The organism is Flavobacterium sp. (genome assembly GCF_044368625.1).
GTDB lineage: Bacteria > Bacteroidota > Bacteroidia > Flavobacteriales > Flavobacteriaceae > Flavobacterium.
On the sequence record NZ_JBIPPD010000063.1, the window covers coordinates 1 to 15093 of the forward strand.

The window sequence follows — 15093 nt, forward strand, 5'->3', positions numbered from 1 at the left end:
AAATATTCAAGATAACACCCAATCAATTTAAAAATAATATCCTAAATTTGAATCTAAATTAAAATCAACTCTCATCAATAACGTTGTGAAACTTTACATTTAGTGAAACTTTTTTACCACTTCTTGTTCGGCAACAGTTGCAAAATCAGCTATCAATCGATCGGCATAATTGTCTAGCAATTCGCGAACGCGTTCGTGTTTTGTACATTTCACAATCAAACCAGCGTGGTAATCGAGCGGCACTCTGAAACAAACTTCTGCATCATTAAAACCAGACAAATCCGGGTGTTGGTATTTGGATAAGGTGAGAACAATTCCCGCAAAAGTTTTGGATACTGCCGGTATTTTATACTCTTTACCTTTAATTAATGCATCTTCAATTTTTGCCCATTCTGCCCAAAGATTCACGCCCGAAGCTGCTTCAACCATTTCGGCTAAATGAGCTCCGCCTACTCGAGAGGAGGTTTCTAGAAAATAAATTTTGCCATCTTCATTGCATTTAATAAATTCTGTATGATTGGCGCCGTGTTTCATTCCAAACGCTTTTAAAACTTGGGCATTTACTTTTTTAATTGCCTTGTCGTCTTTGGAATTATAAGGAATATTGGCGCTCCGAAAAATACCACCTCCTTGCGAAATTTCCATTGGCGTTGCTAGATATTGAGAGGTAATTGAAAAAAGTGTTTTTCCATTAAAATTGACTCCATCACAATGATACACCGCACCGGGTTTGAATTGTTCTACCAAATATTTCATTCGGTTGGTGTCGCCCAATTCATGGATTTTCTGCCACAATTCTTCTTTGGAATAAACCTTAATAATTCCAGTAGCTGAGGCTTCCGAACGGGGTTTTAATACCCATGGTGCCGCAACCGTATCGGCAAAATAATTGATTTCTTCGTCGTTAAACAATGCACTGAAAGCGGGAACAGGCACTCCAGCTGCTTGAGCTCGCATTCGCATCGCGAGTTTGTCTCGAAAATACCTTCCAGTAGTTTGTCCCATTCCGTCAATTCGGAGGTTTTCTCGTAAATACGTCGCTTTTTCTACATCATAATCGTCCAAAGCAACGATGGCATCAATTTTATTCGATTTCATCAATCCACCAACACCGGCTAGCAAATCTTCCAAATTCCAATCAATATCCTGTCCGGGCATGAAAAATATTTCATCAATATGATCCATCGCCCAAGGTTGGTCTCGCAGTTTTTCGGAAGTAATCAAATAAACCCGATTGCCTTGATTTTTTAAATTAATTAAAAAGTCATTTCCTTTAAAGAAATTGGAGATGCAAATAAATGTTTTGGTGGCGTTTTCCATTTTAAATGTGTTGAATAAAATTAGTAATTAAATGAACTCCATAAGCCGTTGCGTGTTTTGTTTTGGCAAATTCATCATCACCAAAAGCAACTCCTGCAATGTCTAAATGTGCCCAAGATGGATGACTATCGGTAAAAAATTCTAAAAACTTAGCCGCCGAAATGGCTCCAGCAACGGGCTTGCCTGAATAATTTTTTACATCAGCAATTTCACTTTCAATATCGCTTTTGTAACAGTCCCAAAGTGGCAATTGCCAAAGTAGCTCGCCTATTTCAGTTCCCGCTTGTTGCAAACGTTGAGACAAAGCATCATTATTGGTAAACAATGCCGCACATTCGTAACCAAAAGTCCCCACGGCACTTCCGGTTAAAGTGGCCAAATCAACGACAATTTCCGGCTTGTAGTTTTTGATCAAATACGCCAATCCGTCGGCAAGAATCAATCGTCCTTCGGCATCAGTATCTATAATTTCGATGGAATGTCCGGCATAACTTTGGATCACATCGCTCGGTAAAAACGAATGTGCATCGACCGAATTTTCGCATGCCGGAACAATTGCGGTAACCTGATACGGAAGTTTTAGGTCGGCAATGAGTTGCATCGCTCCTAAAACAGCGGCACCGCCGGCCATATCGCATTTCATCTGGACCATTCCGGCAGTCTTGATGTTCAAACCGCCGGTGTCAAACGTGATGCCTTTTCCGACCAAACCAATGTGCTTTTTGGCGTTTTCGGGTTTGTATTCCATAACAATGAACTGCGGTTCGGCAGCACTGCCTTTTCCAACAGCCAAAAATGCATGCAGTCCGGTTTGGGTTGCTTTCTTGCGATCAAAAGCAGTAACCTCAAATCCGTATTTTTCTCCTGAATTCTTTGCCCAATTGGCTAAATATTCGGGGGTAACTTTGTTGGGTGGTAAGTCGACCAAATGGAAGGTTTCCAGTTGTGCATTTGCAATTTTAAAGCCTCTCTTGGCACTTTCTTCTACTTCATTTTGGGAAAAATACTCCAAGACGAAATCTTTGGCTAGAAATGGATGAAGCTCGGTTTTCTTGAAATGACCAAGGTTATAGGTTCCTAGATACAATCCAGAAAAAACAGCTTCAATTTGACTATTAGAAAACTGTTCGGGAATTACTACACACGTTTTTAAACCGAACAATTCTTTTTGTTTAGCGGCAATTCTTCGGAAAGTTGTTTTTAGCGATTTATAATCGATATCTTTTCCTAAGCCAATAAAAATATAGGTACGCTCTTTTGAATCACTGATAAAAATACTGTCTTTACTTCCGTAAAAAACTTTGGATGATACCGAAACACCATTGAATTCGATGGGAATGATGCTCTTTTTGTAGGTTTCAAAAACCGGAATCAAGACAGTCCCCAAAAAATTATCGAGACTTTCAACTTTTTTTATGTTCATGTTTACTCGTTTTTATTACTAAAAAATAACCATTCAATTGCTTTAGGAAATTCGTCACTCCAAAACAATTCGTTGTGTTTGCCTTGCATATTGATACTCAAATGCACTTTCATTTTGTCTAAAAAACCTTTTTTATTCAGTAATCTTTTTTTGAATTTCTTGACGTGGTCAATCATTGTAGCACTTTCGTCACCTCCTGCATAAAGATAAATTCGAGTATCTTCGGGTTCATCCATATCTAGAAACGACAACTTTATTTTGGGAACCACCCACAATGAGGGCGAAAATATCATTAATTTTCCAAAAATTTCTGGATACATGATTCCAGAGAAAATACTTACCAATCCACCCATCGAACTTCCTCCGATTCCTGTATGGATTCGATCGGATTTCGTCCTGAAATTACTGTCTACAAAGGGTTTCAAGGTTTCGGTAACAAAGCGAATGTACTTTTTACCTTGACCGCTACCTAAAACTGTATTGCCTACATTGTATTCTTTAATTCGCTCTTTCTCTGCGTGTTCTACTGCAATAATGATCAGCTTACCGATGTTGTATTCGGACATTACCGCCAATTTTTTGTCAATTTCCCAGTTTCCGTATTTGGCATTTTCATGAAACAAATTTTGAGCATCTTGCAAATATAAAACAGGATAACGCTCAGTAGATGTTTCGTAATCATGTGGTAACAAAGCCCAAACGCGTCGGGTTTTATTGAGTTGTGGAATTTCAAATTCTTCCGAAATCAAATGCACTTTTGGCAAGAACTGCGATTTGAACGGAAGCCAATTGCGACGCCACTTGGCAACATGTTCTTTTTTTATACCATTGCGTTGTTTGGTTGAGCGGTTTTCGGTTCGGTTTCCAAACTTGTCGATTTCCACATCACTCCAATCTCCACGGGTAAATTTGTATAAAAGCTCTTCGGGGTAAACAAAATCTGGATGGAACTTAAAATGATACAAACCTTGTCCCACGCGTTCCATCTGAAACTTTTTATCCTGTGTTACCCAATTATTAAAATTTCCCGAAATGTAAACAGGTCGTTCGTCATCCTCATCAGTGGTTAAAATAATATTGAGTTGGGGTTCTGTAATTTTTTTTAATACGGGTTCTTCGATTATTGGATGTTCTTCCGACTTCATAAGTATCATTTTCAACTTTTGTTTCGTAAAAATACTTTTTTGTTTTGCGATAACAAAGCACATCATAAAAATTACACAAGTGTTTGGTTTTACTTGATATTTTTTCAGAATCTGTAAATTATTACACCATACTCGGGTAAAAATTTTTAATTATTTGCTCTTTTGAATCGAATGCAAATAGTTATTGGTTCATCTCCTTTGGAAAAAAACACAAAAGAAAAAAAAACGCATCTAAAAATTTCTAGATGCGTTTTACAATTGTATATGAAAAATTTAAATCTTAAATTGACTGAAAGAATTTATGCTGCTTTCTCTAAAGCGATAAAGTGCGTCAATTCTCCTTTTTTATTGAAAATTGGAAAACTTCGAATGTGACATTCGTAGGGTTCACCGTTTTTTCGGTAGTTGGTAAGGGATGCTTCAAAAGGTTTTCTTTGTGCAATTGCTTGATTGATTTCGGCACGTTTTTCGGGAGAAGTTCCTGTTCCTTGAAACATTTTAGGAGAGTTTCCAACAACCTCAGCAGGCTGATAACCACTCATTTCTGCAATTCCGTACGATGCAAAAACAATTTGAAGGTTTGCATTGGTAACCAAAATAGCATCATTTGTTTGCAATTCTTCGTCCAAATCCAAAGTCAAATTCCATTTATACACTTTAGACAACTGATTCAACAGTGATAAATCATGTTGAGCTCCTAATAAAGTACGAAAAAAAACACTGTAAAGATCCCACGAAAGTAGCGGCATCTTGGCATTAAGGGGACCCTGGTTTACAGCAGCCACACTCTTATCATAGTCTTTTAAATCAAGCATATTCTTAAAATATTAATATGCAAAATTAAATTTAAATTTCATCTAACAGTCGTAATTGAATAAGTTTAACTTCTGTTCAATAAAAAAAGGGCTTTAAAAGTCAAATTTGAGCTGTACCACTACGGTTTTTTTGACATCCGTATTCAAGTTTGTTACTGAAATTCCCAACAATCTGACTGAATTTTTCATTCGCTCTTGGTACAGCAATTCTTTGACCGTTTCGAACAATAATGATTTATTGGCAATAAAATAGGGCAAGGTTTTACTACGCGTTTGCAATGAAAAATCGCTGTATTTAATTTTCAAGGTTACGGTTTTTCCAGCAAGGTTTTGCTTCAACAAACGTCTTTCGAGTTGTTCGGCAATAACTTGAAGTTTTTCTTCCATAAATATTTCTGACGATAAATTTTCGTCGAATGTGTGTTCGGTAGCTACAGATTTCGCAACTCGTTCCGATTTTACTTCACTGTTGTGAATGCCACGAACTACATTATAATAGAACGCTCCGGACTTTCCGAAGTGTTTTTCTAAAAAATCGAGTTCTTTTTTCTTTAAATCCAATCCTGTAAAAATTCCCAACTGGTACATTTTTTCGGTCGTCACTTTCCCTACACCGTAAAATTTTCGGATGGGTAATGCTTCTAAAAAACCGAGGACTTCATCTGGATTCACTGTTTTCTGTCCGTTGGGTTTATTGAAGTCTGATGCAATTTTCGCTACAAATTTATTAACGGATATTCCTGCAGAGGCGGTAAGACCTACTTCGTTAAAAATGCGTTCTCGGATTTCTTTGGCAATTAAAGTAGCACTCGGATTTCCTTTTTTATTTTGGGTTACATCGAGATAGGCCTCATCAAGGGAGAGCGGCTCCACCAAGTCTGTGTAGTCGTAAAAAATAGCTTGAACTTTTTTCGAAATTTCTTTGTAACGGTCAAAACGCGGACGAACAAAAATAATTTCAGGACAGTATTTTTTGGCCAAAACACCGCTTATTGCGCTTCGGACACCAAATTTTCGCGCTTCATAACTTGCAGCCGAAACTACGCCACGAGCTTCACTCCCGCCAACAGCAACGGGTTTTCCTTTGAGTTCAGGAAAATCCATTTGTTCAACAGATGCATAAAATGCGTCCATATCCACATGAATAATTTTACGGTTTGTAGGAAATGAAATGGCTTGGGTCAATGTTTTTTTTCGTCTGGTTTTAGGTATTTTTCTTCTACGTCGCTTTTTATTCTTCGTTCAGTTGGAAAAAAGAAGCTAAGGGGTTTTTGTTTGAAATGGCTCCAAATGGCGGCGGTTACAAATCGTAACTCAAAGATTGAAATGGCGCGCGAACGAAAAGCCAAACCCAAAGAAAGTCCGAAACTTACTGAAAAATTGATAAAACCAATTACACCAATCCCAAAAATACCCCAAAAAAGCAATGACGAGGTTACATGAAAATCGGCACCATAAAGTGCCAGTGCTAGATTACCGCTGGCAAAACTGATGTGTCTGATATCTAAATTGAGCCCTAAAAAAAGTCCGACAGAAGCGGTACTACCCATAAATACGCCAAACCAAAAATTGGAAATAATTCCAGCCCACCTCTTTTCGTACCAATTTGAAAACCTCTTGGTTCGCGCTTTCCCAAATGTCTTTTTGAGCAACGGGTGTTCTTGAATACGGTAATACACTTGATTGTGTTTGTCTCGGTTTGAAACCACTCCAGAGATAATTCCGCTTAAAAAAAGAAACAAACCAGCAATTGCGGCATGAAACATCGCTAGGGAATGAACCGGACTAATATCGGTAAGCATGTGTTCCCATTTAACAGCAGCAATATTGGTATCAAAAATTTGTTCAAAAGCCCAAATTAAAAAAAGCGAAACAGGAAAAGCCATCACTACATTTCCAAAAAATGCAATAAACTGCGATCTAAAAACACGTGCAAAAAGTATTGCAAAAGCACCGTATTTCTGACTTTTGTTTCCTTCTTTCTTGTGTCCCTCTTCCAAGGCACGGGCCAAAGCCGCTGCTGTTAAAGCGGGCTGTTTGGTTGCCAAAGCAAATCCTAAAAGTGCGATGGTAATAAATCCAATTGAATAATTCATACTGTACAAGAATGCCTGTCCGAAATAACTGGTATCAACCTTTGACAATAAGAGTTTTATAATACATAAAAAACCTACGATTAGTCCACCGCCCAACGCTTTTTGGAGCATACTGAAATATTCTTTTCGGTTTTCGGTAATGTAGTTTCCTCCTGTTTTGGCGGTATGTTGGGTAATTTCGTACGAAAGCAATTGGGTACTTTCTGCAATAAATTTTCGAACGTTATTCTTATAACAATTGTATTGAATGAGTTGCAAACTCATTTTTACCGCATTTTCTTCAATATCCGTTGGAGTATCCACAATTATAAGCGGAAAAAGCACTTTTAATCGAACCAATTGTTGTCGAATTCGAAGTAAATTTTGATTCACGCGAAGGGATATTCCGTATTTCGAACTGTTTTTGAAGGCTTTGTCTACAAAAACTTCGCATTGTTGATGGAAAACCAACAATTGTTTGTAAGACAAATCGTTAGAAGTTAAAAAGTGCGGCTTTTCAGTTTTAATTCGTGTCTCAATCATCAACAATTCTTTTTCAAAAGCAGTAAACGGGCTTTCAATTCCATTGTATTCCGGAACCATTTTCAACACGTCGGTTTCCATAGCCCGACCCCCAATTCTTTGCGTAATGAGTGTCATTGCAAAAAGCAATTCTGAAAGTGCCGAGAAAGGTTCTACCTCTTTATAAATGGATTTGAACTCCAACATTTTGTGAAGTTGCAACAACTGTTCAAAAGGAATTTTTTTGACCCAAATACTGTCGCTTGATAGGTAAAAAACTTGATTGAGTACAAATTCTAAGGCATCTTTTTGTGGCTGATTCGGTAATACTTTGGCATACAAACGGCGGCGGACTTCAAAGAAAAAATCCACATCTTGTAAAATTCCCGCATCAGTAATCGTGAGGTTAAACTTTTTTTGATTCAGAATCTGATTCAGATAAATAGCCAACTCTTTCCGGAATCTCGGGTTGTGATCTAGGAACTGTAAAAATTCGGTTAAATCAATAGTTTCAATGTGATTGGGATGTTCCGGTCGAAAAAACTGAACCAAATCTATTAGCAATTCCAAGTCGTCTTCTTTAAAAAGCCAACCATCATTATCGTTGAAATGTTGTGCCATAAATGTGGCTAAACTTCGCTTAACTTTGGATTTTTTAGATTTTTTAAACAATCGATATGCCATCTACTTCTTTGAATTATTTGCGAATAAAAGTACAAAGAGAATTGATTAAATAAGTAACTTGCCACACATTTATTTCAAAATAAAATGCAGGAAATTGAACGAAAATTTTTAGTTAGAAACGACCTTTTTAAGTTTTTGGCTGCAGCCAAAAAAAATATCGCACAAGGATATTTGAATACCAATCCCGAGCGAACCGTTCGTATACGAATTGCCAACGAAAAAGCCTTTTTGACCATTAAAGGAATTGGTAATGAAAGTGGCATGACTCGTTTTGAATGGGAAAAAGAAATCCCGCTTGACGAGGCGAAATCATTGCTTTTGCTGTGTGAAAAAGGCGTAATTGAGAAAACACGGTATGAAATTCCCGTTGGTAATCATTTGTATGAAGTAGACGAATTTTACGGAGAAAACCAAGGTTTGATTGTTGCAGAAATTGAACTTACGGCAGAAAATGAGGCTTTCGAGAAACCCGATTGGTTAGGAATCGAAGTGACCAATAACGAGCGGTATTACAACGCTTACTTGAGCCGAAATCCGTTTAAAGATTGGAAAATTTAACTAATTCGGTTTGAAATTGATTTCCACTTTATTGGAGACAAAAACGCCTTTGAAAAAGTTGGGGTCTTCCATCATTTTATCGTAAACCTCTGGGTCGATTCGATCTTTATATTCCTCTTTCATCGCGACTAAAGTCAATTCGAAATAATGTTTGGCGTTTTCGTCGAGGTAATATTCATTAGGTTCCATATAATAATAACGGTTTTTGTTCCATGTAAAAGTTGCTTCAAAAAATTCTTTTTGATTGGGAAGTAAAGTGTGGTAGTAATTATCGATTTTTTTATAAAATTTTATCATATAATCCTTGGAAGGATTTAAAAGTCCTATACTGCCTTCTTCATTAAAAATCTTGAATAATTTAGTTGGGTTTTCTTCGAGTTTTTTAGCCAATTGAATGATGATCAACGAATCTCTTTGGTTTTGGGAAAGCGTTTCGTCGAAATCAAATTCGGACTTTTCTGAGAAAAACTGGTTAAAAGCTTGACCGATTTCGATAAAAGTTTTATTCTCATATATTTTATAGTAAATTTCCTTTGTCATTGAACCTCCGGTACTTGGTGAAATTTTTTTGGGTGTAAAGAAAAAATGCAATGTATCTGCTGTATTGTTTTGCAGATGATATTTCACTGTAAAAATTCGCTCGGTTTCACTTTGATCGTTAGAGGCAACGGCATCAATTTGTAACGTTAATGGTTGAGCCGCTAGCAAACCATTAACCAAAAAAAACAAAAATAAAAAGATTCGCATGTAAAGATTTTTGAAATTCGAAAATACAAATTATCTGCACTTTTTTTTCTGAAAAACACACATTAACGCAGGATTAACTTTCCCATCGTAAGTGGCACTTCGAAATCGAGATTATTCACAATATAATTATTAAAAAAATGGAATTGTACCCGTAAAGTAAACGCAAAAAAGTACATTCTTATTTTTTTATACCAAAAAAATTATACTTACAAAAATATTTGACTTAATTTGCATTTAAAATTTTATAAAATGGCAACAATACTCCATAGCAGCACTTATAAAACTACCAAATTTTTATTTTTATTGTTTGGTTTTTTATTCATTTGGGACGGATTTTCGCAAAATAAAATTGCCGACGAAGTTCAAAAACTGCAACAGCTGAACACAGCATTTGTAGCTATTTCGCCTTTAACAGTGGACAGTTCCATATCCAAAACAGAGATTAATCAGGCGGTAACTGATGCCACCGTTGCTAAAATAAATCGGGCAGAAATAAACCAAATTGCAGCGGGTGGCGTGGAATTTTTGGAACTCAATATTCCGTACCAAAATCAAGTGTACCGTGTTTTATTGTATCGTGTAAATCCATTTACTGAAGCGTTTAAAATACAAGCGGACAGGCAAAACGATATTTCGTATCAAAAAGGCGTTTATTATCGCGGCATTATCAAGGGAAATGCGAATTCGGTTGCATCTTTTAATTTTTTTAACGGCTAATTTAACGGTGTTTTTTCTTCTAACGAATTGGGCAATGTTGTGGTTGGAAAAATCGACAAACCCAATAATCAAGTCGATTATATTGTGTATTCGGATGCGAATTTCTTGGTGACCAATGATTTTATATGCCATACCCAAGACGAAGATTTACCTGCATCAACCACCAACAGCACTTTGGAAACCAACACATTAAAGTGCGTTACTTTTTATTTTGAAGTTGATTATAATTTGTATGTAGCCAATGGAAGCAATTCCTTGACCACTTCCAATTGGGCAACTTCAGTATTCAATAATGTACAAACTTTGTTTGCCAACGCGGGCGTTACTACTGCCTTAAATGCAGTTTACATCTGGACAACACCGGATGTGTATGAAAACGTGGGCACTTCCTCATTTGATTATTTATCTGCTTTTCAAGAATACCGACCTTTTGTAAACGGTGATGTTGGCGTACTCATCGGAATCGATCCGGGAGGTTTGGGCGGCGTTGCCTATTTAAATGGCATTTGTACCAATTTTAATTACGGATATTCGGATGTGGATGGAATTTCGGTCGTTTCGGTTCCTACCTATTCATGGACAACCCAAGTAATGACACACGAATTAGGACACTTGATGGGTTCGCCCCATACCCATGCCTGTTTTTGGAATGGAAAAAACACGCCCATTGACGGTTGTGGTTCTCAAGCGGGTTATCCTGAACAAGGTTGTGATTTAATTGGACCTATACCAACTACGTCAATTAAGGGAACCATTATGAGTTATTGCCACCTTGTTTGAGTACCGATTGCACTATCTGCAGTAATTTGGTTTCGACTGTTCAAACCACGAGTATTTCCGAAACTTCGGCAACCATCACTTGGAATGATTTTGGCACAACGGCTTCTTGGCAAATTTCGGTCCGACCGTTTTCGGCAACAACATCCGTTTGGAATACCGTTTCGCAAGCGAGTTATCAAGCAACGGGATTACTTTCCAATACCTATTATCGAGTGAGAATCCGACCCAACTGCACCACACCATCATCGCAAATTAAAGAATTTGTATTCGCTACGTCTGGAAATTATTGTGGAGGAATGCCCTTTTACGATACCGGAGGAGCTACAGGTTCTTACACCAACAATGAGGCTTTTACAAGAACCATAACGCCTAATGTGGCTAACAAAAAAATTACAGCAACCTTTACGCAATTTTCGGTAGAAAGTGACTACGATTATTTATTTATCTACGATGGCCCAAACGACTCGTACCCAGAAATGAACTTTGGCAACGGATTTACCGGAACTGTTTCTCCAGGAACTATCACTTCTACCGCACCCGATGGATCGCTTACTTTTAAATTTGAATCCGATTTTACCGAAACCGATTTGGGTTGGACTGCCACTATTGGCTGCGTCAATATGCTAGGAGTCGACTCCAATGATTACATCGATTTCACGTATTATCCTAATCCAACTACGCATCATGTGGTACTCAAAGCCAACACGACCTTTACAAAAATAGAAGTCTATAATGTAGCAGGTCAAAAATTGTTTTCGCAAACATTGGACGCTTTGGAAACAAATGTAAATTTATCGCAGTTTGCCGCAGGAACGTACTTCTTTAAAGTGCAATTTGGTGATAAGGAGAAAAACTTTAAAATCTTGAAGTTATAGGTTTTACTTAACGATAGTATTTGAATTAAGCCATTTGAAAAAGTGGCTTTTTTTTATGTTTGCAAAAAAAATGATATGAAAATACAATTCGCATCGGCACTTTATTTTTTATTTGCTTATCTTCGTTAAGGCATATTTTGAGCCTTAAAAAGGCTTTTGTTACTCATTTCTGTGCCAAATTGAGTTCGCTTTTCGGACTTTTAAAAATATAATTACTTGAAAATCAATATTTTATATTCTTATTTGTTAAAATCAACAAAAAACGCACTTTTACTTTTTTTACTAGTAAGTTGTAGTTCTATTTTATATTCTCAAAAAAAATTAATTATGCCACAACATCTTCAAAAAGGCGATACTGTAGCCATTGTTGCCACTGCAAGAAAAATTGATGTATCTACTTTACAACCCGGAATCAAATTACTTGAAAGTTGGGGTTTAAAAGTGATTTTAGGGAAAACAATTGGATTGCAACAAAATCAATTGGCGGGAGCCGACTGGCAACGAGCGACTGATTTTCAAGAAATGTTGGACAATCCTTCGGTTAAAGCCATTTGGGCTGCCAAAGGTGGTTACGGAACGGTTAAAATTGTAGATCGAATTGACTTTTCGAGATTTAAAAAAAACCCGAAATGGATTGTAGGTTTTAGCGATGTTACCGTTTTGCACAGCCATCTCAATAAGTTGGGATTTGAAACGGCACATGCTATGATGGCTATTTCGACCCCATCGGCAACCGCTGCTGCAAAGGAAAGTTTGCGCAAGGTTTTCTTTGGAGAAAAGTTACACTATACGATTCCGCATCATTCATTTAATAAATTAGGTCAAGCCAAAGGCACGTTGGTTGGTGGAAATTTATCGGTTTTGTACAGCATTCAAGGTTCTGTTTCGGAAGTTGACTTGAGTGGTAAAATTTTGTTTCTAGAAGATTTGGACGAATACTTGTACCATATCGATCGGATGATGACCAATTTAAAACGAAACGGTTCGCTCAAAAATGTCAAAGGAATTATTATTGGCGGCATGACTTCGATGAATGATAATGACATTCCATGGGGTAAAGACGCCTTGGAAATCATTCAGGAGGTGGTTAAAGATCTGGATATTCCGGTGGCGTACCAATTTCCGGCCGGACACATCAAAGACAACCGCGCTTTGATATTGGGTAGAAACATCACCCTTGAAGTTACCGATAAAGAAACGAAAGTTGTATTTGATTAGAACCGTATTTCTCAAAAATATATTATGGCGCAACACAATGATTTGGGTAAAGAGGGAGAGGAATTGGCCGTAGCCTACTTGGAACAGCATGGCTACACGATTTTGGAACGCAATTGGACATTTCAAAAAGCGGAAATTGATATAATTGCTCAAAAAGATGAAATTCTGGCCGTGGTGGAAGTAAAAACCCGAAGCAGTACTGATTTTGGTTTGCCACAAGATTTTGTAAAACCCAAAAAAATTCAGTTGCTGGTTAAGGCCGTAAACGAATATGCGATTAGTAATGATATTGATTACAAAATCCGGTTTGACATTATTGCCATTAGTAAAGACGCTGCCCGGAAATTTGTAATCGAGCATATTGAAGATGCCTTTTATCATTTTTAGTCTTTTTTTATGTTACAGTTTTAACAAAATGTATAAATATGCTATATTTGCACTACACAACTAAATTTTTATGAAAACTGTATCCTCCGTAGTTGAAAACTACATTAAAACTAAGCCATTTTTACTCAGTGCACTTTCTCAGGGAATCATTAATTTAACCTCGCTTGCTCGAAATATTATGGTCGAGTTGGAAAGCGATTTGGGCAAAGATGTCAAGCAGGGAGCTGTAGTTATGGCATTGAAGCGGTTATCTGACGATTTAGATTTTAGAGTGAATCACAAGATTGTGAAAGTGCTCAAAAACATTGGTGAGATTACTGTTCGATCGTCGTTAGTGGATTTTAATTTTGCCGTTTCCGATACCATTTTAAACAGTCAGGCGGAATTAATTTCTGAAATTAATGAACATTCGGATATTTTTTATACTTCGTCTCGCGGTGTAAACGAAACCAATATTGTGATTAGCGAGAGCGTTGCACATTTGGTAGAAAAACATTTTGCTTCCGAAAAACTTATTGAAAAAACAGCCGATTTGGCTTCTATAACCATCAAATTACCTAAGGACAATATTTCTACTCCTGGGGTTTATTACTTTATTTTCCAACGCTTGGCGTGGGAAGGTATTACGGTTAAGGAAGTAATTTCGACGTCGTACGAATTTACCATTTTTGTGGACGAGGAAAAAGTAGATGTAGCGTTTAAAGTGATTAAAGATTTGAAATTGTTGTAGGATATTTATTTACATACCCACAAAGAGAAGAACAGCTACCCGAAAAGTAGCAGTTTCGAATTTTAGAAATCAGAATAATTTTTTTTGCACACTTTTTTTGTTTTGTGTCAAGTTTAAAGAAAAGTCTAGCTGTATTGACCTCAACATTATAATTTTTCTGTTTTCAATTTTTATGGGAAAACAGTGTTTTTTAATATCATTTTCATACCTATAACTTATAAAAAAAATAGAAATAAAAAAGGTTTTGCTGAGGCAAAACCTTTTATTGATTTAGGGTGTTGGTGTGGGGAATTTGGGTTGCCTTTGGGTTGTTAATTATGCACAACTGCTTTAAAATGTGGTTGTAGGTTTTATATTTACATTTCCTCTAGAAAATTAATATTTACTTCCAGTGCTTTATATTTATTGTTTTTTTTAATTTTCGTATCTATTAAATATACAACACAATTATAAAATTTATCGATACTATTTTTATGTCCTATTTTTTGCATCTTCTTAATGCAATAAACTTTTTCATCATTTTTTCTAATAAATTTTTTGTCAATCCATTTAACATCTGCTTTATTATCAAAATCTATTAAATCGTCAATGTTGGTTGGTATTAATAGTTGACTATTTAATGAATCATTAAAGTAATAAGTATAGATATAACTAAAAGGTTCATTATTTTTAGATACAGTTGTTTTTAAGGACATATTTTTTTTGTGATTAAAGTATAAGTAAACAGTATCTTTTTGTACTTGTCCGGTAACTATTGCATAAAAAAACAAGAAAATCAATACAAATTTTTTTTTCATGATTTAGAGACAATTTTTGGTTATTTGATTCTCGTATTGAGCGTATTGTTGATAGAAATAATTTTCAACAGGATCATTTATAGTAGTTTCCGTAAATGAATCGCAATTATGCAGTCCATTTAAAGTAATATATTTGAAAAATTTATTCCAGTTCCAGTTTTCATTAATATTTAAAATGCATATCCTTTTTTAATCATACTCCTGTAATACTTGCTATCACTAGTCTATCGAAGATTTTCTCACCAAAATATCTGCGATTTAGCTTATAAACAAACTCGTTCAGATACAGTTGTAAGTTTT

General features: G+C 36.2%; 15 protein-coding genes and 1 pseudogene. 7 read left to right on the plus strand and 9 right to left on the minus strand.

What is annotated here, in order from left to right; genetic code table 11:
- Nucleotides 1-99: 99 nt before the first annotated feature.
- From ACIQ2X_RS06760 to ACIQ2X_RS06785, 6 genes are all read right to left on the minus strand, one after another.
- Nucleotides 100-1320 (minus strand): acetyl-CoA carboxylase biotin carboxylase subunit family protein, encoded by a 1221-nt coding sequence (locus ACIQ2X_RS06760; protein ID WP_396178166.1) that lies wholly within the window; start codon nt 1318-1320, stop codon nt 100-102.
- Nucleotide 1321: 1 nt separating this feature from the next.
- A complete protein-coding gene (locus tag ACIQ2X_RS06765) occupies nt 1322-2743 on the minus strand; it encodes a leucyl aminopeptidase family protein (protein ID WP_396178167.1) in 1422 nt (473 codons plus the stop codon).
- Between the two features lie 2 nt (nt 2744-2745).
- Nucleotides 2746-3888 carry an alpha/beta hydrolase gene (locus ACIQ2X_RS06770; protein ID WP_396178168.1) on the minus strand — a complete coding sequence of 381 codons (1143 nt, stop codon included), beginning with the start codon at nt 3886-3888 and terminating at the stop codon, nt 2746-2748.
- 299 nt (nt 3889-4187) lie between these two features.
- The gene (locus tag ACIQ2X_RS06775; protein WP_396178169.1) at nt 4188-4703 is read right to left on the minus strand and encodes a PAS domain-containing protein; all 516 of its coding nucleotides are present in this window, start codon (nt 4701-4703) and stop codon (nt 4188-4190) included.
- A gap of 93 nt (nt 4704-4796) precedes the next feature.
- On the minus strand, nt 4797-5888 hold the full coding sequence (gene dinB / locus ACIQ2X_RS06780) for a DNA polymerase IV (protein WP_396178170.1): 1092 nt from the start codon (nt 5886-5888) through the stop codon (nt 4797-4799).
- Nucleotides 5885-7921: a recombinase gene (locus ACIQ2X_RS06785; RefSeq protein WP_396178171.1), complete on the minus strand. Its 2037-nt coding sequence runs from the start codon at nt 7919-7921 to the stop codon at nt 5885-5887. Before ACIQ2X_RS06785 ends, dinB begins: the two co-directional genes overlap by 4 nt.
- Nucleotides 7922-8068: 147 nt before the next feature.
- On the opposite strand from ACIQ2X_RS06785, the gene ACIQ2X_RS06790 reads away from it, so the two are divergent.
- Nucleotides 8069-8542, plus strand: a complete 474-nt coding sequence (locus ACIQ2X_RS06790) for a CYTH domain-containing protein (protein WP_396178172.1) — start codon at nt 8069-8071, stop codon at nt 8540-8542.
- Here ACIQ2X_RS06790 and ACIQ2X_RS06795 read toward each other — a convergent pair whose 3' ends face one another.
- The gene (locus ACIQ2X_RS06795) at nt 8543-9289 is read right to left on the minus strand and encodes a hypothetical protein (protein WP_396178173.1); all 747 of its coding nucleotides are present in this window, start codon (nt 9287-9289) and stop codon (nt 8543-8545) included. It abuts the gene before it with no gap.
- A gap of 249 nt (nt 9290-9538) precedes the next feature.
- On the opposite strand from ACIQ2X_RS06795, the gene ACIQ2X_RS06800 reads away from it, so the two are divergent.
- The 6 genes from ACIQ2X_RS06800 (at nt 9539) to ACIQ2X_RS06825 (ending at nt 13996) form a co-directional block, all read left to right on the plus strand.
- Nucleotides 9539-10006, plus strand: coding sequence for a hypothetical protein (locus ACIQ2X_RS06800; RefSeq protein ID WP_396178174.1), 468 nt, complete (start codon nt 9539-9541; stop codon nt 10004-10006).
- A gap of 39 nt (nt 10007-10045) precedes the next feature.
- The gene (locus ACIQ2X_RS06805) at nt 10046-10786 is read left to right on the plus strand and encodes a M12 family metallo-peptidase (protein WP_396178175.1); all 741 of its coding nucleotides are present in this window, start codon (nt 10046-10048) and stop codon (nt 10784-10786) included.
- Nucleotides 10783-11661 (plus strand): T9SS type A sorting domain-containing protein, encoded by an 879-nt coding sequence (locus tag ACIQ2X_RS06810; protein ID WP_396178176.1) that lies wholly within the window; start codon nt 10783-10785, stop codon nt 11659-11661. Before ACIQ2X_RS06805 ends, ACIQ2X_RS06810 begins: the two co-directional genes overlap by 4 nt.
- Nucleotides 11662-11988: 327 nt before the next feature.
- Nucleotides 11989-12879, plus strand: a complete 891-nt coding sequence (locus tag ACIQ2X_RS06815) for an LD-carboxypeptidase (protein ID WP_396178177.1) — start codon at nt 11989-11991, stop codon at nt 12877-12879.
- A 24-nt stretch (nt 12880-12903) separates the two neighbouring features.
- Entirely contained in the window at nt 12904-13266 is a 363-nt protein-coding gene (locus ACIQ2X_RS06820) for a YraN family protein (protein ID WP_396178178.1), read from the plus strand.
- 70 nt (nt 13267-13336) lie between these two features.
- A complete protein-coding gene (locus tag ACIQ2X_RS06825; protein ID WP_396178179.1) occupies nt 13337-13996 on the plus strand; it encodes an aspartate kinase in 660 nt (219 codons plus the stop codon).
- Nucleotides 13997-14352: 356 nt separating this feature from the next.
- Here ACIQ2X_RS06825 and ACIQ2X_RS06830 read toward each other — a convergent pair whose 3' ends face one another.
- The gene (locus tag ACIQ2X_RS06830; RefSeq protein WP_396178180.1) at nt 14353-14793 is read right to left on the minus strand and encodes a hypothetical protein; all 441 of its coding nucleotides are present in this window, start codon (nt 14791-14793) and stop codon (nt 14353-14355) included.
- Between the two features lie 193 nt (nt 14794-14986).
- Nucleotides 14987-15093, minus strand: a pseudogene (locus tag ACIQ2X_RS06835) (IS1595 family transposase); the annotation flags it as partial.